This window comes from Pseudomonas sp. P4_D7 (assembly GCF_056401755.1).
In genome coordinates, this window is record NZ_JBFUIR010000030.1 from 87,746 (window position 1) to 108,573 (window position 20,828).

Annotated in this window: 21 protein-coding genes and 1 tRNA gene; 4 read left to right on the plus strand and 18 right to left on the minus strand. The window is 59.5% G+C overall.

The annotated features are described in order from the left end of the window. The first annotated feature begins 25 nt into the window (after positions 1 to 25). Together AC1DVF_RS19160 and AC1DVF_RS19165 are read left to right on the plus strand one after the other, a co-directional pair. Entirely contained in the window at positions 26 to 181 is a 156-nt protein-coding gene (locus AC1DVF_RS19160; protein ID WP_007911485.1) for a KGG domain-containing protein, read from the plus strand. Between the two features lie 76 nt (positions 182 to 257). After that, entirely contained in the window at positions 258 to 761 is a 504-nt protein-coding gene (locus tag AC1DVF_RS19165) for a DUF4142 domain-containing protein (protein WP_116254485.1), read from the plus strand. Positions 762 to 843: 82 nt separating this feature from the next. On the opposite strand, the gene AC1DVF_RS19170 is transcribed toward AC1DVF_RS19165, so the two are convergent. Beyond that, positions 844 to 1,254 (minus strand): low affinity iron permease family protein, encoded by a 411-nt coding sequence (locus AC1DVF_RS19170; RefSeq protein ID WP_460090097.1) that lies wholly within the window; start codon positions 1,252 to 1,254, stop codon positions 844 to 846. 165 nt (positions 1,255 to 1,419) lie between these two features. Between AC1DVF_RS19170 and tam the strand changes: the two genes are divergently transcribed. Further along, positions 1,420 to 2,190 (plus strand): trans-aconitate 2-methyltransferase, encoded by a 771-nt coding sequence (gene tam, locus AC1DVF_RS19175; RefSeq protein WP_477782979.1) that lies wholly within the window; start codon positions 1,420 to 1,422, stop codon positions 2,188 to 2,190. A gap of 189 nt (positions 2,191 to 2,379) precedes the next feature. Here tam and AC1DVF_RS19180 read toward each other — a convergent pair whose 3' ends face one another. Then, positions 2,380 to 3,117, minus strand: a complete 738-nt coding sequence (locus tag AC1DVF_RS19180; protein WP_460090098.1) for a class I SAM-dependent methyltransferase — start codon at positions 3,115 to 3,117, stop codon at positions 2,380 to 2,382. Positions 3,118 to 3,689: 572 nt separating this feature from the next. Between AC1DVF_RS19180 and AC1DVF_RS19185 the strand changes: the two genes are divergently transcribed. Then, complete coding sequence (locus AC1DVF_RS19185; RefSeq protein ID WP_093438463.1) at positions 3,690 to 4,052, plus strand: DUF6124 family protein; 363 nt, start codon at positions 3,690 to 3,692, stop codon at positions 4,050 to 4,052. 76 nt (positions 4,053 to 4,128) lie between these two features. Here the strand turns inward: AC1DVF_RS19185 and AC1DVF_RS19190 are convergent, their stop codons facing one another. The 16 genes from AC1DVF_RS19190 to AC1DVF_RS19265 form a co-directional block, all read right to left on the minus strand. Continuing rightward, positions 4,129 to 5,388 carry a type II toxin-antitoxin system HipA family toxin gene (locus AC1DVF_RS19190; RefSeq protein WP_460090099.1) on the minus strand — a complete coding sequence of 420 codons (1,260 nt, stop codon included), beginning with the start codon at positions 5,386 to 5,388 and terminating at the stop codon, positions 4,129 to 4,131. Next, complete coding sequence (locus AC1DVF_RS19195; protein WP_007911474.1) at positions 5,381 to 5,698, minus strand: helix-turn-helix domain-containing protein; 318 nt, start codon at positions 5,696 to 5,698, stop codon at positions 5,381 to 5,383. The genes AC1DVF_RS19190 and AC1DVF_RS19195 overlap by 8 nt, the downstream gene beginning before the upstream one ends. A gap of 143 nt (positions 5,699 to 5,841) precedes the next feature. Beyond that, positions 5,842 to 6,249 (minus strand): type II toxin-antitoxin system HicB family antitoxin, encoded by a 408-nt coding sequence (locus AC1DVF_RS19200; RefSeq protein ID WP_137218087.1) that lies wholly within the window; start codon positions 6,247 to 6,249, stop codon positions 5,842 to 5,844. A 36-nt stretch (positions 6,250 to 6,285) separates the two neighbouring features. Further along, on the minus strand, positions 6,286 to 6,447 hold the full coding sequence (locus AC1DVF_RS19205; protein WP_320337446.1) for a type II toxin-antitoxin system HicA family toxin: 162 nt from the start codon (positions 6,445 to 6,447) through the stop codon (positions 6,286 to 6,288). 226 nt (positions 6,448 to 6,673) lie between these two features. Continuing rightward, positions 6,674 to 6,747 (minus strand) — tRNA-Gly (locus AC1DVF_RS19210). A 158-nt stretch (positions 6,748 to 6,905) separates the two neighbouring features. Next, positions 6,906 to 7,790: an alpha/beta fold hydrolase gene (locus tag AC1DVF_RS19215; RefSeq protein WP_064119706.1), complete on the minus strand. Its 885-nt coding sequence runs from the start codon at positions 7,788 to 7,790 to the stop codon at positions 6,906 to 6,908. A gap of 316 nt (positions 7,791 to 8,106) precedes the next feature. Beyond that, positions 8,107 to 8,799, minus strand: coding sequence for a pseudouridine synthase (locus tag AC1DVF_RS19220; RefSeq protein ID WP_477782980.1), 693 nt, complete (start codon positions 8,797 to 8,799; stop codon positions 8,107 to 8,109). A 33-nt stretch (positions 8,800 to 8,832) separates the two neighbouring features. After that, positions 8,833 to 9,063 (minus strand): cysteine-rich CWC family protein, encoded by a 231-nt coding sequence (locus AC1DVF_RS19225; protein ID WP_108225318.1) that lies wholly within the window; start codon positions 9,061 to 9,063, stop codon positions 8,833 to 8,835. Further along, entirely contained in the window at positions 9,056 to 10,543 is a 1,488-nt protein-coding gene (locus AC1DVF_RS19230) for a sensor domain-containing diguanylate cyclase (protein WP_477782981.1), read from the minus strand. Before AC1DVF_RS19230 ends, AC1DVF_RS19225 begins: the two co-directional genes overlap by 8 nt. Positions 10,544 to 11,183: 640 nt before the next feature. Beyond that, positions 11,184 to 12,956, minus strand: coding sequence for an allophanate hydrolase (gene atzF, locus AC1DVF_RS19235; protein WP_477782982.1), 1,773 nt, complete (start codon positions 12,954 to 12,956; stop codon positions 11,184 to 11,186). A 24-nt stretch (positions 12,957 to 12,980) separates the two neighbouring features. Beyond that, positions 12,981 to 16,628 carry an urea carboxylase gene (uca, locus tag AC1DVF_RS19240; RefSeq protein WP_477782983.1) on the minus strand — a complete coding sequence of 1,216 codons (3,648 nt, stop codon included), beginning with the start codon at positions 16,626 to 16,628 and terminating at the stop codon, positions 12,981 to 12,983. Positions 16,629 to 16,707: 79 nt separating this feature from the next. Then, the gene (locus AC1DVF_RS19245; protein WP_477782984.1) at positions 16,708 to 17,331 is read right to left on the minus strand and encodes an urea amidolyase associated protein UAAP2; all 624 of its coding nucleotides are present in this window, start codon (positions 17,329 to 17,331) and stop codon (positions 16,708 to 16,710) included. Positions 17,332 to 17,342: 11 nt separating this feature from the next. After that, positions 17,343 to 18,068, minus strand: coding sequence for an urea amidolyase associated protein UAAP1 (locus AC1DVF_RS19250; RefSeq protein ID WP_095049202.1), 726 nt, complete (start codon positions 18,066 to 18,068; stop codon positions 17,343 to 17,345). A 25-nt stretch (positions 18,069 to 18,093) separates the two neighbouring features. Then, the gene (locus AC1DVF_RS19255) at positions 18,094 to 18,882 is read right to left on the minus strand and encodes an ABC transporter ATP-binding protein (RefSeq protein WP_460127387.1); all 789 of its coding nucleotides are present in this window, start codon (positions 18,880 to 18,882) and stop codon (positions 18,094 to 18,096) included. Continuing rightward, positions 18,879 to 19,694 carry an ABC transporter permease gene (locus AC1DVF_RS19260; protein ID WP_077571513.1) on the minus strand — a complete coding sequence of 272 codons (816 nt, stop codon included), beginning with the start codon at positions 19,692 to 19,694 and terminating at the stop codon, positions 18,879 to 18,881. The genes AC1DVF_RS19255 and AC1DVF_RS19260 overlap by 4 nt, the downstream gene beginning before the upstream one ends. An 18-nt stretch (positions 19,695 to 19,712) precedes the next feature. Next, positions 19,713 to 20,780 (minus strand): putative urea ABC transporter substrate-binding protein, encoded by a 1,068-nt coding sequence (locus tag AC1DVF_RS19265; protein ID WP_477782985.1) that lies wholly within the window; start codon positions 20,778 to 20,780, stop codon positions 19,713 to 19,715. Positions 20,781 to 20,828 lie beyond the last annotated feature (48 nt).

A 20,828-nucleotide genomic window follows, 5' to 3' on the forward strand; every position in this document is an offset into this window, starting at 1 on the left:
GATCATTACCAAGAGGTAGAGAATCATGCCTAATTCAAGAAACTCGAACTCGGGAAACTTCGCCAACGATCGAACGAAGGCCTCTGAAGCAGGTCGCAAAGGTGGGAAAACCACCACAACGACTGTCGACAAAGAGCCAAAACCAGACATGGGCCGCAAGCCCGCTCAGAAATCGAAGTAGTCGGTGAAGGTAGTTTTGATTGAGAGGCGGGGGCGTAAGCTCCCGCTTGAATTTCGCTAGGAAGGAGGGCGCGACCATGAGCCGGATGGCCACCCGTGTACGCATTATGAGTTTTGCATCGCTGTTGGGTCTGTTTGCCAGCAGTGCTTTTGCCCAGTCGCCCGCCGATTTCATCAACGATGCCTCGGCCAAAGGCATGGCCGACATCGAGGCCAGTCGTCTGGCCCACAGCAAGGCCGAATCGAAAGAGGTCAAGGACTACACCATCGTCGTCATCAACGACCGCACAACGGCCAACCAGCATCTGGCGAAAATCGCCAAGAAGCTTGATCTGCCGGTCGCGCCTCGTGAAGAACTGGCCGACAAGGCCAAAGAACTGATGCCGCCAGTGACCGACGGCGCCTCCTTCGATCAGGCCTATGCCGCCAGTCAGGTCAAAGCCACCGAGGAGGCCATCGAGCAGATTCAGCAGGAAGCGCAGACCACCGACGTGCCGGAGATCAAAGCCTTCGCCGATGAGACACTGCCTAAACTGCAAAGCCATCTGGAGATGGCCCGCCAGTTACAGGCCAGTCGCTAACTGCAAAAGATCGCAGCCTTCGGTAGCTCCTACTCAATCCCTGTAGGAGCTGCCGAAGGCTGCGATCTTTTGCTTTCAATCCTCAACACTCATTTAAATCCTGCTTCGACTTACTCTTCTCGCCCAATCCCTCAAGATTGAATACCTCACTCTCGCCCAGCGAGCGGTAGTGTCTGCGCAACGCCTCCAACTGCTTCAAATCCAGCGCCTCCAGCCCGAGCATCGCGTTCTGCGCTTCTTTGGTCACCAACAGCAATTCATCGATTTTCAAATGAAGAATGTCGGTGTCGCGGTTCTGCGTGTTCTGAATCAGGAACACCATCAGGAAGGTGATGATGGTGGTTGAGGTGTTGATGATCAGTTGCCAGGTGTCGTTGTAATCAAAGATCGGCCCGCACAACCCCCACACTCCGATCAGGATCAATGCTCCCATAAAGGTCTTTGGACTGCCCGCCCACAAAGCGAGCTTCTGGGAAATCTTTGCGAATTTCATGGCCGTTTTCCTTATTGGGACGAGTCTTGAAATTCAGACATCTGCGGCTGGTGGAAAATTCTAATTACAAATCCGCCCACGTCACTGGACGTTGGTAGGGCAGGCAGACGCGCCAGATAGCGGTATCGTGACCAACCGCTGGAATGCCCCCGACAGGAGAACGCAATGAGTTGGTCCGCCAAGCAATACGTCGCTTTCGAAGATGAACGCACCCGCCCGGCCCGCGATCTGCTGGCGGCGATACCCGCGGCTGAAGCGCGAACAGTGGTCGATATCGGTTGCGGTCCCGGCAACTCCACGGAATTGCTGGTACAGCGTTTTCACGGGGCGAAGGTCAGCGGGCTGGACAGCTCGGCAGACATGATCGACGCGGCTCGCAAGCGCTTGCCGGATTTGCGCTTTGATGTCGCCGAGATTGATCAGTGGGCCGATGCCGGGCCGTTCGATGTGATCTTCGCCAACGCCGTGTTGCAGTGGGTGCCGGATCACGCGACGTTGCTGCCGGCGTTGGCCAGCAAGTTGTCCGCAGGTGGCAGCCTGGCGATCCAGATGCCGGACAATCTTAATGAACCATCCCATCGCTTGATGCGTGAAGTCGCCGCGAATGGTCCATGGGCGAGCAAGCTTTCAGGCGCTGCGGGGCAGCGTACCGACATGGCGAGTGCCAGCGATTATTTCTCGATGCTGCGGCCACACTGTGCGCGGGTCGATGTGTGGCGCACCACCTATCACCATCAGCTGTCTGGCGGGGCGGCGGGGGTGGTGGAGTGGTTCAAGGGCAGCGGGTTGATTCCGTTTTTGAGTCCGCTGACCGAGGCGGAAAAGGCGCAGTACCTGGAGCAGTATCTGGCGGAGGTTGAGAAGGCTTATCCGGCATTGGCGGATGGCTCGGTGTTGTTGCCATTTCCACGATTGTTTATCGTCGCGACGTGCTGAAATCAATTGAGTCTGTTGTTCGGCTTGAGATTTTTGGTGCGCTCTCGGACGGCCCCCTCACCCCAGCCCTCTCCCAAGGGAGAGGGAGCCGATTGGTGTTTTTTTCATAACCTGAGTTCGGCTGGATTTCGCACGTCGGCGTAGCTCGTACTGGCACTGCGGTCAGTCCCCTCTCCCTCTGGGAGAGGGTTAGGGTGAGGGCTTCTGCACCGCTACCAACATCATCATCGGCCGCTCCCGCTCTTCTGCCAGCGCCGGTTGCGCCGCCACTTCAGCATCGCTCGGCCCCCATTCATTGACATGTCGAATCGTGAACCCTGCGTCGATCAGCGAATTGAGCAATGTCCCGACCGTACGATGCTGCTTGATCACTCCCTCGGCCAACCAGTTCGTAACCCGCTCACCCTCCAACTGATAGCTGTCCAGCGGCCAACGCTTGTTACCTTCACTATCCACCAACCAGCCCGGATTACGCGGCGCCATGAAGATTGGATGCTCAATGGAAAACACAAAGTGCGAACCCGGTTTCAGCGCCGTGTACAGGCGCGCAAACAGCCCCGGCAAATCCTTGATGTAATGCAGCGCCAGCGAGCTGTAAGCCAGATCGAAACTGCAAGCGGGCAGGTCGAGCTGTTCCAGGTCGGCGCGCTCATAACGAATGTTCGCCGCCGTCGTGGTCTCCCGCGCCCGCTCCAGCATCTTCTCCGAGACATCAAGTCCCAAGACACTGGCGGCGCCATTCTCAAGCGCCCAGCGACTGAACCAGCCATAACCGCAGCCCAGATCCACCACGTTCAGGCCGTGCATGGAGGGCAACAGCGCCTTGAGCGCTGGCCACTCCGGCGCCGCGTCGAGGCCGCCGATGGAACGGTTCATCTGGCTGTAGCCTTGAAAGAATTCGGGATCGTCGTAAATGTTTTGCGTCATGGTGAATGGCTCTTTTGAGTTCGATCGTCAGCGGCAAATTGGCCGCGATTGGAGTCCCTCTAAAGTGATGGCGCGTATTCGTCGATGGCCGCGCAGGGGGAGGGTGGTGGGTGATGAGGAAATGCTAGTTGGTCGGGTGGGAGGTGGAAACCGGTGGAGTGTTATGGATCTGTAATGTCGGGGAGATCGCTATATTTTATCGCCGCGTAAACGTCTTCCGAGCGAAGTGTTTAAAGGCGTGCAGTGTTACGTCCTGAAGCCTACAAATCCTTGCGCCGTTGCCTACCGCTACGCCAGAATCCGCCGGCTTGTGCGCCTTTGGGGCAGTCGGTAACTTGGTTCGCGTCACTGATTTCCAGTGATCGGGTTTAGTAGCCCGGCATCCTCAATCTAAATAGCTGCATGAGTACCACTCAGTCAGGCGAATGCCTGCACCTGATGGTGGCTGTGCGCATGGCGCCCTCGGGTGCGCCGGATTTGGATTGGGGTCCGGTCTACTAACTTGCGCACAGCTGCCACCCATCCGTTTAGTAGCGAGATCGGTTGCGGCCTTACGAAAAGGTCTCAATCCAATGTTCAAAGTTACGCCCAATCCGCCGGAAACCGATCCGGCATCCCCCTACGAATCACCCAACTCAAAGAAATTCCACGAAGCCGCCGAACGCGCCCTCGACCACTATCTAAGCCCCACGGCCAGAATCATGGGTTCCACTCACGAACCCGAACCGATGTACCTCGCCAACCCTGCCTACGACACCGAGTCTCTGCTGGCCAACGCCAGCGAAACCCTCGGCTCGGCCACCACCATGCTCAACAACTTCGCCGCGCTGCTCGACACCTCACACCGCAAGACTGCACTCGGCATCGCGCAGGTCGTCATGTTGGGGGAATTGGCGGTGAATCAGGCACTGGATAAGGTTGTGCCGGCGGGTTAACTCGATCGCCTTAAGAAGCCAAAGAAACCGGCCAATGAGTGCCGGTTTCTCAAGACTGCTACTTGGCAGCACGAACTCAGGCAAGTAGCCCGATGTTGTGGTCGATGCGTTGTTGAATGGTGTGCAAGGTTTCCTGGGTGATCACGCCTGGATACAAACTTTCAGCCATGGCTGAGAATCGGCTAGCTACCTCGCAAAATCGGTCAATGATGTCGGCGGCCGTAGCGGCGTTTACTTCAGCCTCCACTGCAAGGTTGAGCAGGTGTTCTCTTCCAATTTCCAAGGCTTCACCCATCACGTCCATCTGGTGATAGCCTCCCGGCCCCTCGCAGAAAGTGACGTCATAGGCCGGCGCTAATTTCCAGTCTCCGCCAGGCGACATGATGTAAGCAAAGTTCTTCGGATGGTCGTCTCGGTTATTGAATGCGACATTGAAGACGACCCGCTCAAACGCTACGGCTTTCTCTCGTACGTCATTGCTGCACTTATGAGTCGCACGCAAGAAGTTGACGTAGTCCAGCGCCCCTGGGGATCTGAAGTCCGCACCGGTAAAGGCTGCAAGACTCTGCATGGGCACCCGCAAGTCGTTTTGTCGGTCAAAGCGTTTGGTGGCAAAAGCGGCCATTCCTTCAGACAGGCTGAAATAACGAGTGTCAGGGGTTTGGATACCGCACAAGCGTAAACATTCGGCATAGACCATTTCGATGGCGCACACCTCGGGATGTTCTTGCTGAGCCGGAAACTTCACCAACCAGGCTTCGAAACCGGGAGTGGCAGCCGTAGTAAAGGCGTCAGTGTGCGGATCGCGATACACCAGCGCTTTGGGTCGGGCGCCCTGTGGAGAGCCTCCGACCAGTAGCAGCTTCTGGAGAAGCTCTCCACCTTTACCTTTGAGTACCTCCTGCACTTCGGATGCGAGCAAGTCGATGGGAACATGCATTTGCGTTTCCAGCGCCTCGGGTGCAACAGGTTCAAACGACATGGCCCCCATGGCATTGTTGCCAATGTAGGCTAGCCGCTCCAAGGGGCCTATGCGCGCGGGGTTGAGGCCTCGACGTTTGAACAATCGGTCCATCAGCAACATGCCCCAGCCATCTGGCAGCGAGTCATAAACCGGCCCAGGCAGTCCCAGCTGATGTGACGGGAAATCCCGGTTTAACCTGGCTCCCTGTAATGGAAGCCTCAAGGAGGAGAGTTCCAGCCCTCTGTTTTTTGCCTCATCGCTGTACTCAAACATGACCTGCGGGCGACCGGTCAGGGCTTTCGTCGAAGCAAGTGTGCCCCACCGCCAACGTTCCCCCCAGCCCTCGTAGTAGACGTCAACTTGTTCAAGCATTGTCGGCTTTCCTTTTGATGCGATGACGCTTGGCCGTTTTTTCGTAGCGAATGATATCGTCCAGAGTTTCGAGCCTTGGCAGAAACAACCCTTCGAGTTCCTTTTCGCGCCCGAGAACCATCGCCACTCGCACCATGTTGTCGAAACTCACATTACGACCGGCTTCAAGGTTTGACACCGTATTCGTCGCAATGCCCGCGCGAGCGGCCACGTCTGCCTGTGTCATCTCCAAAGCCAATCGTTCTGTGCGCAGGCGGTGGCAAATCCGTTTGACGATCTCGCTCGCGGTAGTGAGGCTTAAATCCAGCATGTCGTGTGTACCGTCGGCGTTCAGTTTTGATTGTCAGTACACAATATACTGTGGATTAAGCCTGAAAATATAATTTAACTCACAAGAAAATGTAATTAGGTTTAATGGTTAGGATAGGCCAGCACGGGTTGACGCGCCAAGGTTCAACCCTGCTGCAAAACTTTCAGAGCCGCCGACGCCAGAAAGCCCGAGCGGCTTTTCTCTTCCGGGTGATGCAACACATACTCATCAATGCGGTTGAGCAAGTGCCCCGGCAAAGTGATGTTGAGTTTCTGGGCTTTACCCAAGTACTTCACGACATCTATATCGACCACGGCCCATGCACATCCTGCGTACTTCGGATTAGCGACGTTCACGCCAAGTTTGCTCGCAGCCGGGATCGGCGCACCGTCCTCAGCCAAAATTTCGAAATGCCCCTCGATGGCTTCGCGAGCCATGGCGACGGCATCATCCAGATCATCGCCAGCCGAAAAGCAGCCCGGAATGTCCGGCACCTCCACGCCCCAGGCGTGTTCCTCATCACCTATTGAAATCGCAATCGGGTAGAGCATATTCGTTTCCTCCTTCGTGCCGATGACCTGAACAAGTCAGAGCAGCGCTTGTTGCAAAATACTGATGGCCGTTTTCTTCAACAGATTTTTCTTCGGATGCGGCACAGTGACCTGTCCAGGCTTGACTGGTTGTTTGAAGTGATGGTGGCTGCCTCTGACCCGCACTAAAGACCAACCGTCTGCGACGAGCTGGCCTATACCTACTTGGCTTTTGTGATCAACACTATAACCACCAAGTGGTCATTGTCCGTCATTCGGTTCAGAGGTTTGAATCCCCAAGGATTCAGAGTGTGTTGCAGGTTTTTGCATTGTTTCGAAATGCAGCATCGGATTTTTTCAGGCACAAAAAAACCGGCCATCAAGGCCGGTTTTTTCTGTTCCTGCATCTCCCGTCAAAAAACACAACGTGAGACCAATATTTGAGTGGAGCGGGTAGAGGGAATCGAACCCTCGTCGGAAGCTTGGGAAGCTACTGTTCTACCATTAAACTATACCCGCTCAGAGCGGCTGACTTTGTACCAGACTCGGCCACGGATTTGAAGTTTTTCTTTTACTCATGAACGCTTTGAATCACTGAAATCGGTCAATCGCGGGCGAGCACTGCGGTGCGTAAAGCAAAATCCCAGCCCCACAGCCTCGCTCGCGACGACACCCTTTCAAATAGCCAATGCATGTTGATCCTGAACAAACGAGTAACGCGTTCGGCTGGTCTGCTGTGCCGGTTTCAGAAAGCCAAGCAAGGCGTTCTGGCTATCGCGGCAGGCCGCCTTGTGTTCCATGTCGAGAAAATGCCCGGTGGCCTGCAGCGTGGTGAACGTGCTCTGCGCCACGTGGTTGCCAAACAGGCGTGCATCTTCGGCAGCGGTGTACTCGTCCCATTCGCCGTTTAGAAACAGCACTGGCACGTTGATCTTTTTCGCTGCATTCAGATAGCACTGCCGATCGCTGTGCAGCACGTCGCTGATGTGGAAGTGCATCTGCCCGTATTCGTGCTCGGCGAGGCTGCTGACGTGGCGATAGTTGAAGCGTTTGAACAACGACGGCAGGTGTTTGCCGATGGTGTTGTTGACCAGATGGCCGACGCGGTCGCCGTCGCGCTGGCCGAGGTAGTCGACACCGCGTTCGAGGTAATCGAGCATGTGCGCGTTGATCACTGGCGAGAACGAGCTGATCACCGCCCGTTCGATGCGCCGTGGCTGGTGGGCGAGGGCGACCAGGGTCGCGGCGCCGCCCCAGGAGAACGACAGCACGTGTTCGGCGGCGAAGTGGTCGATCAGCTCGAGCAGAATCTGCCCTTCGACGTCCTTCGTCAGATGTTTCTCGTGGCGATTGTGGGCTTTTGACCTGCCCGCGTAGGGCTGGTCGTAGCAGACCACGTTGAATTGCGGGTGCAGGTTTTTCACAGTCTGTGCAAACGACGCAGTCGTGGCCATCGAGCCGTTGACCAGGATGATGGTCTTTTCTGCGGCGTCTGCGCGATAGAACTCCGTGTAAACCCGATACTGACCCTGTATATCCAGCACAGCGATTTCTGGCCTCATGTCATAAGACTCCTGGCAAGCAAGCGGGTATGCGCGCAAATAGAGATTGCACGAGCTTTGTGACAGGTAGGCATACGCCTGGAATTTGCTTGGCCCATGTCGATCCATGACTGCGGTCGACGGGTATTGTTATTGGCGGGCAGTCTGCCGGCTGAGGCGGAGCCTTGAAGGCTCTCTACCGGCAAAAAGTTTCTTGGATGTCTGTTGTGACTCATCGGTCACAATCTGGCCGACGTCCTGATTCAAGCAGGGGAGTAGGGATCGCGCAAGTGCCGTTGGTAAATTGTTCGACAACTTCTGCTGAGCGGTCGCGGGCTTAGAACAAATGGATCTCTTCGGTGCGCAAAGCGCGGTACTCGCCCGGTTTTAGCGCGTTATCGAGGTGCAGAAGCCCCATGGATTCGCGGTGCAGGCGCAGGACTTTGTTGTTGAAGAAACCAAACATGYGCTTCACCTGATGGTAGCGGCCCTCGACGATGCTCAGCCGCGCCGAGCGTGGGCCGAGCAGCTCCAGGTGCGCCGGCTGCGTGGTCAGGTCTTCGAAGGCGAAGTAGATCCCCTCGGCAAAAGTGCTCGCATATTGCGCGCCAATCTCTTGCTCGGTCTCGACGTAGTAGACCTTCGGCAGTTTGGTCTGCGGCTGGGTCAGGCGGCGCGACCACGCGCCGTCGTTGGTGATCAGCATCAGGCCGGTGGTATTGAAGTCCAGGCGTCCGGCGATGTGCAGGTCATCCTTGTCCGGTTCATCGATGAGGTCGAGCACCGTCGGATGTTGCGGATCGCGGGTGGCGCTGACGCAGCCCGGCGGCTTGTGCAGCATGAAGTAGCGCGCCGCTTTGCCGACTTGTAGCACTTCGTCATCGACTTCGACACGGCTGAATTCCAGCACTTCGCTGTGCGGATCGCTGACGACTTTTCCGTCAATTCGCACGCGCTTTTCCACCAGCAACAGACGAACCTGCTGACGGTTGTAGCGGGGCAGGTTGCTGAGGAAACGGTCGACGCGCATGTTCAGGTTTCAGTGAGTGGCGGGGCGCGCATCTTACGGGATCGGCCGCCTGGCCGCTTGCAGTTGCGCCTCGACTTGCGCGCAACGCGGGCACAGGCAGGATTGGTTGCGCAACTCTGGCGGCAGCGCTTCAAGCACGGCCGGATCGATGCTCACGCCATAGCACCAGCATTCGCGGTCGGCGGTGCGCGGGTCGGCCAGACTGCAGTCGTTGCGGGCGCCGCAGGCCGGGCAATGGTCGGGTTTAACGTCGGAATCAGGCATAAGTCGAGTGAGGCATTTCCACGCAGGTGCGGTTGCGGCCGGTTTGTTTGGCTCGGTACATCGCATGATCGGCCCGCGACAGCAGGCTGTGCAAGGTGTCATCGCGTTGCAGGGTGGTGGCGCCGATGCTCACCGTCAGATTGAGGCTGTGGCCGTCGTATGCATATTCGTGTTGTTCGACGTGTTGGCGGATCTTTTCGGCAATTTTCTGACCGGTATCGCCGTCGGTGTCCTTCAGTAAAACGATAAATTCCTCACCACCCCAGCGGCAGACAATGTCGGCATGGCGCAGGCAACTTTGCAGATCGCGGGCGAAACCGATCAACACCTGATCGCCGGCCATGTGCCCGTAAGTGTCGTTCAACACCTTGAAATGGTCGAGGTCGAGCAGCAGCGCGGTCAGTGGTTTGGTTTCGCGTTGTGCTTCGTGCAGGGCCTGTGCGGCGAGAATGTCGAAGCCTCGGCGGTTGGGCAGTTCGGTGAGACTGTCGAGAATGGCCTGCGCCTGGATTTTGCTTTGGTAGCGCTTGATCACGCGGTTGAGCAGCGCCAGCACAATCAGCGTCACCAGCAGGCAGATCAGTAGATTCAGATACAGCGACTGGCGGATCTCACTCAGCGCGCCGTCTTCGCGTTTATCGACAAACAGATACCAGTTCAGCTCCGGAATAAACCGCACGTTGAGAAAATGCCCCTGACCGTGGGCGGAATATTCGTAGCTGCCGCTGTGCGGCTTCGGCAACTGGCTGACCAGACTCTTCATGCTCTCGAGTTCGCCGAGACTCTTGCCGATGTGCGCACCTTCCGGACCGCCCTCGGCGCCGGTCAATACCAGTCGACCGAAGGTGTCGACGAAATACACGCTGCGTTGATAGCGCTGTTGATACTTGTCGATCAGCTTGATCACCGCGTCCACGGTCAGACCGACGCCTGCCGCACCGATGAAGCGGTTGTGGTAGTCGTAAACCTTGTAGTTGATGAAGAAGGTCAGGTTGTCCTTGTTGGCCAGATCCGGATCGACGTTGATTTCGTAAGGATCCTTCATGTCACGCACGCGGAAGTACCAGGCGTCGCGCGGTTCGTCGACCTTGACCTGCTTGAGCACGCCTTTGGCGTGGTAATAGGTGTGGCTGGCGTTGGAGACGAAGAACGCGGTGTAGGCGCCGTAGTGGGTCATGACCTCGTCGAGGTAGCGGGTCATCTGCTCGGGGTTTTGTTCGCCGTTGACCACCCAGTCGCGCATGAAGGTGTCGCGGGACATCATCGAGGAAATCAGGATCGGCCGGACCAGGTCTTTCTGGATTTCCGAGTACACCGTATCGGACGTCAGCGGCAGTTCAGTGTTGACGATGTTGTCGCGGATCGACTCGCGGGAGGCGTAGTAGCTGAGCAACGACGTGGCGAGGAAACCGGCGCCGAGCAGGGCGATCAGCGTCAGGACCAGTGAGCGTTGCGAGTACAGGGGAGAACGAAGCGGCATGGCGGTTCCGTTGGCAGTGGCCCGATGGCATGCATTCTAGTGGGATGGCCGGGAAAAGCCTGCGGGATTTATGCCTGAAATGGCGGGGGATATGACGTAGAGGGTGTGTCAGGAGGATAGCTCCCTCACCCCAGCCCTCTCCCGGAGGGAGAGGGAGCTAGATTGTGGTGATTTCAAAAAGTGTGTTCGGCTCGGTATCACCGAATGGCAACCACCTGACAAACACCCCGGTCAGTCCCCTCTCCGTCCGGGAGAGGGCTAGGCTGAGGGCTGGTTTCTGGATCAGTTCCAAGTTTCAAGATGCGCCCGCCAACCCACTCCCGGAGGGAGAGGGAGCTAGATTGTGGTGATTTCAAAAAGTGTGTTCGGCTCGGTATCACCGAATGGCAACCACCTGACAAACACCTCGGTCAGTCCCCTCTCCCTCCGGGAGAGGGCTAGGCTGAGGGCTGGTTTCTGGATCAGTTCCAAGTTTCAAGATGCGCCCGCCATCCCACTCCCGGAAGGAGAGGGAGCTAGATTGTGGTGATTTCAAAAAATGTGTTCGGCTCGGTATCACCGAATGGCAACCACCTGACAAACACCTCGGTCAGTCCCCTCTCCCTCCGGGAGAGGGCTAGGGTGAGGGTTGGTTTCTGGATCAGTTCCGAGTCTCAAGATACGCCCGCCATCCCCCCAAATGGCTGATGTCCAGCGCACCCTCCAGACCATACGGCTCGCAGATAAACCCGCTCTCCCAACGTCCGTCCGCCAGTTGCACTTTGCCCAGTCCCAGCGGCGCCGGAATCCCGGTCAGGAACGAGCCCAATTCACTGCTCGGCAATTCCCACACTTCCACCGCAATCGCCACGCCGCCATCCTTGACTCGCACCATCCCCGGCCGCAATGGCGGGCCGCCGGCCAACGCATACAGTTGATAGTCCGGCGAACTCAACGTCGTTTCCAGCAAGCGCCCACCCCGCTGGGTCAGTTGCCAGTTCAACGCCAACCCTTGCAGATGCGCGCCACACACCACAATGCGTGCGCGATCATGACGTGCAACGTTCGCCGGTGTCGGCAGGTCGGAATCCAGCTGACGCTGCAGCGCATCGGCCACGCTCAGCAGGTATTGATCGGTGAACGCCCGGCCAAACAGCGTCACGCCCCACGGCAAACCGTTGGCCATGAACGCGCTCGGCACGGCGACGGCGGCGTAGTCGAGCAGGTTCATGAAGTTGGTGTAGTAACCCAGTTCGGAGTTGCGCAGCACCGGTTCGGCGTGCAGTTCGGCCAGCGTCACCGCACGGCCGATGGTCGGGCTCAGCACGCAGTCGAGGCCTTCGAGGGCCTGATCGCACAGGGCTTTCAGGGCTTGTAGCCGATACTGCGCACGGAAGGTCTGCACGCCGCTCACCGCCGGGGCTTTCGCCAGCACGGCTCGAATCACCGGTAACACCGCTTCGGGATTCTGCTCCATCAACTCACCCGCCACGCTATAGCGCTCGGCAACCCACGGCCCTTCGTAAAGCAGGCGCGCAGCTTCAAGGAAGGGCGACAGGTCCAGTTCGACCGCTTCGCCACCCAAGGCTTTGAGCCGGTCGATGGCATCGCCGAACAACAACGGGCCTTCGACGCAGCCGAAAAACTCAAGGTCCTGCGCGCGCGGCACACCGAAACGAAACGCCCGTGGCGCACCAAACGCCGAGCCGTCATTCCACGATGGATTGCGGCGGCTGTATTCGTCGCGCGGATCTAGTTTGGCGGTCAGCGCCAGCAACTGACTGGCCTCACGCGCTGTGGCGGTGAACGTGGTCACGCAATCCAGCGTGCGGCAAGCCGGCAGCACGCCGGCCGTGGAGATCAGCCCTTTGCTCGCCTTCAACCCGACCAGATTGTTCAGCGCCGCCGGCACCCGACCGGAGCCTGCGGTGTCGGTGCCCAAGGCAAAACTCGCCACGCCCAATGCCACCGCCAGCGACGAACCGGCGCTGGAACCGCCGGACGGATATTCCGTCAGCACACTGTTCGGGCATGCGCCATAAGGCGAGCGGCTGCCATTGAGGCCCGTGGCAAATTGATCGAGATTGGTCTTGCCCAGTGGAATCGCGCCCAAGGCGATCAACTGCTCGACGATGGTCGCCGAGCGTTCCGGCACATAAGCAAAGTCCGGACACGCGGCGGTGGTCGCAATCCCCGCCAGATCAATGTTGTCTTTGATCGCAAACGGCACGCCGTACAGCGGCAGGTTGTCGAGGTCACGACCGTCGAGGGCGGCGAGATACGGCTCCAGTTCGGCGGCGCTGAGCAGATGAATGAACAGGTGATAATCCGGGTTCAGCGCGGCGGCTTTCTCGCGCAATTTCAGCAGCAGTTGACGCGGTGTGGTGTCGCCATTGCGATAGGCCTGGCGCAGAACATCGAGTTGCAGATTCATCAGTTGATCCTTATCCAATTGGCTTCAGTCGAGTGCCAGCACCACGACGCGTTGTCCGGCGCGCACCGCCGAACCGGGTTGCACGCGAATCTCGCGCACCACCCCGGCCAGCGGCGCGAGTACCGGGATCTCCATCTTCATCGACTCGAGAATCACCAGCACATCGCCCGCCGCGACACGGCTGCCGGCCTCGACCTGCACCTGCCAGAGATTGCCGGCAATGTGGCTGTCGACGCTGTGTTCACCGTCGGCCAGTGGCGCATCCTCGGTCGATTCCGGCACGGCTTCTTCGCTGTCGAAATGCGCCTGACCGCTGGCGATCCAGCGTTCGCGTTCGGCGTTGAAGGCACCCTGTTGCTGGGCACGAAAGGCACTGATGCCTTCGGCTTCGCGATTGAGAAAAGCCTGATAATCGGCAAGGTTGAGCTGGCTGTGTTCGATGTTGGGATCGAAGCGCCCCAGCGGAAAATCACGGCGGATGCGCAGCAGTTCTTCGGCGCTGACCGGGTAGAAACGAATCTGATCGAAGAAGCGCAGCAGCCACGGTTTGCCATCGAACGCGGCGACTTCGCGGTAGCGATTCCACATCTGCAGAGTGCGCCCGACAAACTGATAACCGCCGGGGCCTTCCATGCCGTACACACACATGTAGGCGCCGCCGATGCCCACCGAGTTTTCAGCGGTCCAGGTGCGTGCCGGGTTGTATTTGGTCGTCACCAAACGATGACGCGGATCCAGCGGCGTGGCGACTGGCGCTCCGAGGTAAACATCGCCAAGACCCATTACCAGATAGCTGGCATCGAACACCGTGCGCTGTACTTCGTCGAGATTCGGCAGGTCGTTGATGCGCCGGATGAACTCCAGATTGCTCGGGCACCACGGCGCGTCCTTACGCACGGTGGTCATGTATTTCTCGATGGCCAACTGGCAAGCCGGGTCGTCCCAAGACAGCGGCAAATGCACGATGCGCGACGGCACTTGCAGGTCGTTGGCGGCGCACACCGCGTCCCACTCGCCAGCGATGATGCCGAGCAGATCGGCCAGCGGCAGTTGCTCGGGCTGGTAGTGGATTTGCAGCGAGCGAATGCCGGGGGTGAGGTCGATCACGCCGTGCAGGGTTTTGAGTTCCAGCGCTTGCATGAGGGCGTGGGCGCGGAAGCGCAGAACCAGATTGAGTTCCGGCTCGCCGATTTCCAGCAACAGATGAGTATCCCCGGAGACCCGTGCAACAAGCCGCCGATCCCCCTGACCCAAATCCAGCACCACAGGCGACATCAAACCCTGTGGGAGCGAGCTTGCTCGCGAATGCGGTGTGTCAGACACATCAATGTTGACTGACACGGCCTTTTCGCGAGCAAGCTCGCTCCCACAGGGGAGATCCCATTTCAAGGCGAGATCGCGGGCGGTCTTGAGGTCGACAGGAATGAACTGGATTTTATCGCCCGCCTTGAGCTGCCCAAGCTGCCAAAGATCCGCTTCGATCACCGTCACCGGGCAGACAAAACCGCCAAGGCTCGGGCCATCCGGGCCGAGGATCACCGGCATATCCCCGGTGAAATCCACCGCGCCAATGGCATACGGATTGTCGTGAATGTTCGACGGATGCAACCCCGCCTCGCCACCGTCGGCCCGCACCCATTCCGGCTTCGGCCCGATCAGCCGGACACCGGTGCGGCTGGAGTTGAAATGCACTTCCCACTGAGTTTGAAAAAAAGTGCTGATGTAGTTTTCAGTGAAGTATTCCGGTGCCGCGTGCGGGCCGTAAATCACCCGAATCTGCCGCACCGCCGGCAACGCGGTGATGTGCTGCTCGGCCAGTTGCTGACCCGCACTGCGGTCCTTCAGCGCAGCGATATGCAACACATCCCCGGCACGCAACGCCCGACCACCGTGCCCACCAAACTGACCCAGAGTGAAAGTACTTTTGCTGCCCAGGTAATCCGGCACCTGCAAGCCACCGCGCAGACACAGATAACTGCGTGCCCCGGCGCCGCTGATGCTGCCCAGATGCAACGTCGCACCAGCGGGGATCAGCAACGTGGTGTTCATCGGCACGCTTTTCCCCTCAAGCGTCAGGCCAATCGGCGCTCCCGTCACCGCGACCACCGCCGCACAATTGAAGCGCAGCAAAGGTCCGCTCATGGTGATTTCCAGCGCCGCCGCGCCTTCAGCATTGCCGAGCAAGCGATTACCCAGACGCAATGCACGGCTGTCCATCGGCCCCGACGGCGGCACACCGACCGCCCAGTAGCCGAGGCGACCGGGATAGTCCTGCACACTGGTTTGCGTGCCGGCGCTGAGCACTTCGAAAGTGTTGGCGCGATAGATCAGACCTTCCAGACAACGGGTCCACGGCTCACCGCTGGCGAACGGCGTGTCGAGCAAAATCTGCCGCAGGTAATCGCGGTTGGTTTCCACACCGTACAACAGACTTTCGCCCAGCGCTTTATGCAGCTCGGCGCGCGCCTGTTCGCGAGTCGGCGCCCAAGTGATGACCTTGGCGATCATCGGATCGAAGTACGGCGGGATCTCGCAACCGGCCTCGACCCAGGTATCGATGCGCAGTTGAATGCCGTTGGCCGGCGGAAACTCCACCGCCGTCAGCAGGCCCGGGCTCGGCTGGAAATCGCGCCCCGGATCTTCCGCATACAACCGCGCCTGAATCGCATGGCCCTCGGGTTGCAAACCACATATGAGTTCGCTCAGCGGCGGCAGCTCACCCGCCGCCAGCTCAACCATCCAGCGCACCAGATCGACGCCCCAGACTTGTTCAGTGACGCCGTGCTCGACCTGCAAACGCGTGTTCACTTCGAGAAAGTAAAAACGCTGCGCCTCGCTGTCGAAGACGAATTCCACGGTTCCGGCGCTGCGGTAGTTCACCGCTTTCGCCAGCTTGATCGCCGCTGCGCACAGCTCTTCGGCCATTCCGTCCGGCAGGTTCGGCGCCGGGGTTTCTTCGAGGACTTTCTGATTGCGCCGCTGCACCGAGCAGTCGCGCACTCCGAGGGCGATGACTTCACCGCGACCGTCACCGAACACCTGCACTTCCAGATGCCGGGCGCGCTGAATGTACTTCTCGATGAACACGCCAGCGTCGCTAAAGTTGTTCTGGCCGAGACGTTTTACCGCTTCGAAGGATTCGCTCAATTCGCTGGCGCTGCGGCACACGCGCATGCCGATGCCGCCACCGCCGGCGGTGCTTTTCAGCATCACCGGGTAGCCGACCTGTTCGCCGGCAATCAGCGCGGCGTCGAGGCTGTCGAGCAGTTCGGTGCCTTCGAGCATGGGCACGCCGTGCTGTTTGGCCAGCGCACGGGCGGTGTGCTTGAGGCCGAATACGCGCAGTTGTTCCGGCGTCGGGCCGATGAAAGCGATGTCGTGCGCTGCGCAGGCTTCGGCGAACGCGGCGTTCTCCGAGAGAAACCCGTAACCGGGATGGATCGCCGTGGCGCCGCTTTGCTTGGCGATGGCGAGAATTTTGTCGACCGCCAGATACGTGCCGGCAGCGGCGCCTTCACCGAGGCTGTGCGCTTCATCGGCGTGCAGAATGTGCAGGCTGGCGGCGTCGGCTTCGGAATACACGGCCACGCCTTTGACCTGCAGTGAAGCGAGGGTGCGCAGGATGCGGCAGGCGATGGCGCCACGGTTGGCGATGAGGACTTTTTCGAACATGGCATAACCCCTGAAGGGGAAGCGGGCCGTCCCGCCGTTTTTCGACAGACATCCGGGCCGTCCCGGATGAAAAAACACTTCAGATCACCACCGATCCCTTGTAGGAGTGAGCCTGCTCGCGATGCGGGCAGTTGGAAATCAGCACGATCACGTCCATCTCCGCGCGTAAATCGACGTACTTGCCCGGCGCCGAAATCCCGTCCTCGAAGGTCAGCCCGCCATCCGCCGTCACCGGCACATTCATGAAGAAATTGATGTTCGGCCCGATGTCGCTTTTGCCCAGTCGCCCGTCGTGGGCGCAGGCGCGCAGGTAGTTGTCGCGGCAGCTGTGCATGTAGCGTTTTTCCAGGGCGTAGCGCACGGTGTTGCTCTCTTGTGCACAGGCACCGCCGAGGGTGTCGTGGCGTCCGCAAGTGTCGGCGACGATGGTCAGCATCGCGTGGCCGAGGTTGGAATACAGCACGCTGCCGGTGCTCAGATAGACGCTGTTCTGCCGACGCAAGGTGCGCTGCACGTCGTAGCGTTCCTTGGGATTGGCAAGGCTGTAGAACAACGTATCGATGGCCTGATTACCTTCCAGATCAAGGATGCGCAAGGTCTGGCCGGCCTTGACCTCCATCAGCCAGGGTTCACCGGCCGGGATCGTGGCGCGGTACACCGCTGTGTCGGGTTGGTTTTGCGAAGTGGCGATAGCAACTGACATGGCAGCGATCCTCAGGCGAACAAACGGTCGGTGTTGATAAAGCCGCGCTCATTTTCCGGGCGCGAGGTGCGGCAGTGTTCGGCGACGCTGGCGTCAGCGTTCATCCAGCTCAGCTTCAGTGGTTTCGGTGCGTATTCCGGCGCCGGATCCATCGGGTGCTGCAGCGCAGTGAGCACCACCAGCGTGTCCATCGGCGCGTACAGTTCGATGTAATCGCCGGCCTTGGAATTGCCTTCGACGAAGTGGAAACGCCCGGCCTCGTCGACGTTGACGCGACTGAACAGATTGAGCGTCATCAACAGGTCGGAGAGGCCCAGGCCCCACTTGCCGAGTTCCACCAGCAGGTTGTCGGTACCGTTGCGGAAGAAGCCGTTGCGCAGTTCCTGATAGCGGCCCTGACCGTACTTCTGCGCGACTTCTTCGGCGCAGAGCACGCCGCCGAGGCTGTCGCTCCAGCCGCAGGTGTCGGCGGTGATCGCGGCGAGGACGCGGCCCATGTCCGAGTACAGGCAATGGCCGCTGGTGAGCTTGGCGGTGTGTTGACATTTGAGGCTGTCGGGCAGGTTCAGCCGTTCGGTTTTTTCATTGGCGTTGAGCAGGGTCAGGCTGACGTTGGCGCCGCCGCGCAGGTCGGTCAGGCGCAGCAATTGACCGCGCTTCAACACGAAAGAGCGATGGCCGCCGCCGGGAAGCATTTCTTCGGCGAAAGGTGGGAACAGTTGGGTCGAATCAGTCATCGGCTTATTCATCGGAGCAGTCCTCTCAAGCGGTGCGAAGGGCACCTGCCAGTGGCAACGGCAGGGCGTCGACGGCGGCGCGTTGGGCGCGGCGGTCGCTGTTCAAAGGGATGTCGTAGGTGATGCGCGCGCCATAGGCGCCGGGGGCGTGCGGGTCGAGGCGAACCTTGTCGAACACCAGCAGACGCGTGCCGAGGCTGAAGCCTTCGGACAGGTCATGGGTGACCATGAACACCGTCAGTTTGGTTTCGCGCCACAGCTCCAGCAGCAAGGCGTGCATGTCTTTGCGGATGCCCGGATCGAGCGCGCCGAACGGTTCGTCGAGCAGCAGCACGCGCGGTTTCATGATCAGTGCCTGGGCAATCGCCAGCCGTTGCTGCATACCGCCGGACAGCTGCGCCGGGTACTTGTCCAGCGCATGGCCGAGGCCAACTTTATTCAGCAATGCTGCCGCTTGTTCGCGAGCTTCACGTTTGGCGCTGCCGAACAGCCGACCGAGCAATGGCGCACGCGGCAGTTCGAGGCCGAGGGCGACGTTGTCGAGCACGCTCAAATGCGGGAATACCGAGTAGCGCTGGAACACCACGCCACGGCTGGCATCCGGCTCGCTGGCGAGCGTTTGGCCGTCGAGCAGGATCTCGCCGCGACTCGCCGTTTCCTGGCCGAGCAGCAGACGCAGGAAGGTCGATTTGCCGCAACCGGACGCGCCGACCAAGGTGCAGAATTCACCTTCGTTGACGCTCAGGTTCAAGCCTTCCAGCACCACCTGATCGGCGTATTGCTGCCAGACGTTTTTCACGGTGATGAAGCTCATTTGGCCGCCCCCTCATACCAAGGGAATGCGCGACGGGTCAGGTATTTCAGGCCCCAATCCATCAGCCAGGCGAGGAGGGTGATCCACACCACATACGGCAGGATCACGTCCATCGCCAGATAACGCCGGACCAGAAAAATCCGGTAGCCGAGGCCGTCGGTGGAGGCGATCGCTTCGGCGGCAATCAGGAACAACCACGCCGAACCGAGCATCAGCCGCAACGAGATCAACAAACGCGGTAACAGCTGCGGCAGCACTACGCGCAGCATCAACGTCCAGGTCGAGGCGCCGAGGGTCTGCGCCTTGATCAGCAGTTCGACGGGGATTTCCCGCGCACGCTGTTCAAGGTCGCGAGCGAGCGCCGGCGTGATGCCGATCACGATCAGCATGACCTTCGACAACTCGCCCAGACCGAACACGATGAACAGAATGGGCAGGATCGCCAGCGGTGGCACCATCGACAGCACTGTCAGCAGCGGCGACAACGGCGCACCGAACAGCGGCAACGTGCCGGCAGCGATGCCCAGGCACAGCCCGGCCAGCGCGGCGATGCCAAGGCCGATAGCCAGACGCCGCAGGCTGGAAGCCGTGTCCTGCCATAACAGGTAGTCACCGGTGCGACTGTCGGCATTGAAGGCCAGGCGTTTGACCGCGTCGGTCATCTGTACGGCGCTCGGCAGCAGTTTGTCGTTGGGGTTGTCCGCCAGGCGCTCGGCCGAGCCCATGAAATAGGCGAACAGCAGCAGAGCGAACGGCAGGATCACCAGCAACAGGCGACTCGGGCGATCCGGGTGGCGATTGATCAGGCGCATGGCCAAATCCTCCGTGGCTTACAGCTTGGCGTCGGCGGCCATCTGCACGTAGGTCGGATCGAAACGCAGCTTGAGGTTGCCGGTATCGCCACTGGTCACGCCGTTGGCGAAGGCCATGCCGACCGCGCTGGTGTCTTTCGCGCCTTCGCCGAGCAAGCCGTGCTGGAACGAGAACTCGGCGACCTTGCGCATGGTTTCCGGCAGCTGTTTGCTGGTGGCGAAACTCAGCGCTTCGCTCGGGGTGGCGAACAATTTGGTGGTGTCGAGTTGTGCCTGGAATCCGCCCAGATCCGTGCCCGAGGCCTTTGCCATGTGTTCCAGCGCAGCTTTGCTCGCGGCGTTCTTGGCGTTCATCAGCTCGACCACTTCGAACCACGCGCCGGTCAGCGCTTTGCCCAGCGCCGGGTTGTCTTTGAGGGTGGCGCTGTTGACCACCATCATGTCCATGATCTCGCCGGGAATCTGACTGGAATTGAACACTTCGGTCACGCCCGGCTTGGCCTTGATGTCCGAGAGCATCGGGTTCCAGGTAGTGACGGCGTTGACCTGTTCGGTGTTGAAAGCGGCGGAGATATCGGCGTCGGAAGTGTTGACCACTTTCAGGTCTTTCTCGGTCAGGTCGACCGAGTCCAGCGCGCGGGCCAGCAGGTAGTGCGAGACCGACAGTTCGACCAGATTGACGTCCATGCCCTTGAGGTCGGCGACTGTCTTGCCCTCGCCCTTGAGGACAATGCCGTCGTTGCCGTTGGAGAAGTCGCTGACGATCAGCGCAGTACTGTCGACGCCGCCCGCCGCCGGAATGGTCAGCGCATCCATGTTGGTCATGGTGCAGCCGTCGAACTGGCCGGCGGTGTACTGGTTGATCGATTCGACGTAGTCGTTGAGTTGCACGACGTCGATCTTGATCCCGTACTTCTTCGCCCATTTGTCGACTATGCCTTGGCTGCCGGCGTATTCCCAGGGCATCCAGCCGGCGTAAATCGTCCAGCAGACGCTGAAATGGTCTTTCTGGGCGGCGGGGGATTGCGTGCTGATGAGCGCGGCGAACGCAGCGGCGAGCAGGGCGGGCAAACGTAGTCGGGTCATGGTGGATTCTCCAGTTGATCAAGGGCGGACAGGAAGGCAACGCGGCAC

Bases quoted from the DNA above. Each gene is read 5' to 3' on its own strand.
- AC1DVF_RS19200 (WP_137218087.1), bottom strand. From the start codon at position 6,249: ATGCTCTACCCGATTGCGATTTCAATAGGTGATGAGGAACACGCCTGG.
- AC1DVF_RS19190 (WP_460090099.1), bottom strand. From the start codon at position 5,388: ATGCTTGAACAAGTTGACGTCTACTACGAGGGCTGGGGGGAACGTTGG.
- AC1DVF_RS19230 (WP_477782981.1), bottom strand. From the start codon at position 10,543: ATGCCGCTTCGTTCTCCCCTGTACTCGCAACGCTCACTGGTCCTGACG.
- AC1DVF_RS19225 (WP_108225318.1), bottom strand. From the start codon at position 9,063: ATGCCTGATTCCGACGTTAAACCCGACCATTGCCCGGCCTGCGGCGCC.
- AC1DVF_RS19255 (WP_460127387.1), bottom strand. From the start codon at position 18,882: ATGAGCTTCATCACCGTGAAAAACGTCTGGCAGCAATACGCCGATCAG.
- atzF (WP_477782982.1), bottom strand. From the start codon at position 12,956: ATGAATCTGCAACTCGATGTTCTGCGCCAGGCCTATCGCAATGGCGAC.
- AC1DVF_RS19170 (WP_460090097.1), bottom strand. From the start codon at position 1,254: ATGAAATTCGCAAAGATTTCCCAGAAGCTCGCTTTGTGGGCGGGCAGT.
- tam (WP_477782979.1), top strand. From the start codon at position 1,420: ATGAGTTGGTCCGCCAAGCAATACGTCGCTTTCGAAGATGAACGCACC.
- uca (WP_477782983.1), bottom strand. From the start codon at position 16,628: ATGTTCGAAAAAGTCCTCATCGCCAACCGTGGCGCCATCGCCTGCCGC.
- AC1DVF_RS19160 (WP_007911485.1), top strand. From the start codon at position 26: ATGCCTAATTCAAGAAACTCGAACTCGGGAAACTTCGCCAACGATCGA.
- AC1DVF_RS19250 (WP_095049202.1), bottom strand. From the start codon at position 18,068: ATGACTGATTCGACCCAACTGTTCCCACCTTTCGCCGAAGAAATGCTT.
- AC1DVF_RS19245 (WP_477782984.1), bottom strand. From the start codon at position 17,331: ATGTCAGTTGCTATCGCCACTTCGCAAAACCAACCCGACACAGCGGTG.
- AC1DVF_RS19195 (WP_007911474.1), bottom strand. From the start codon at position 5,698: ATGCTGGATTTAAGCCTCACTACCGCGAGCGAGATCGTCAAACGGATT.
- AC1DVF_RS19265 (WP_477782985.1), bottom strand. From the start codon at position 20,780: ATGACCCGACTACGTTTGCCCGCCCTGCTCGCCGCTGCGTTCGCCGCG.
- AC1DVF_RS19180 (WP_460090098.1), bottom strand. From the start codon at position 3,117: ATGACGCAAAACATTTACGACGATCCCGAATTCTTTCAAGGCTACAGC.
- AC1DVF_RS19185 (WP_093438463.1), top strand. From the start codon at position 3,690: ATGTTCAAAGTTACGCCCAATCCGCCGGAAACCGATCCGGCATCCCCC.
- AC1DVF_RS19165 (WP_116254485.1), top strand. From the start codon at position 258: ATGAGCCGGATGGCCACCCGTGTACGCATTATGAGTTTTGCATCGCTG.
- AC1DVF_RS19215 (WP_064119706.1), bottom strand. From the start codon at position 7,790: ATGAGGCCAGAAATCGCTGTGCTGGATATACAGGGTCAGTATCGGGTT.
- AC1DVF_RS19260 (WP_077571513.1), bottom strand. From the start codon at position 19,694: ATGCGCCTGATCAATCGCCACCCGGATCGCCCGAGTCGCCTGTTGCTG.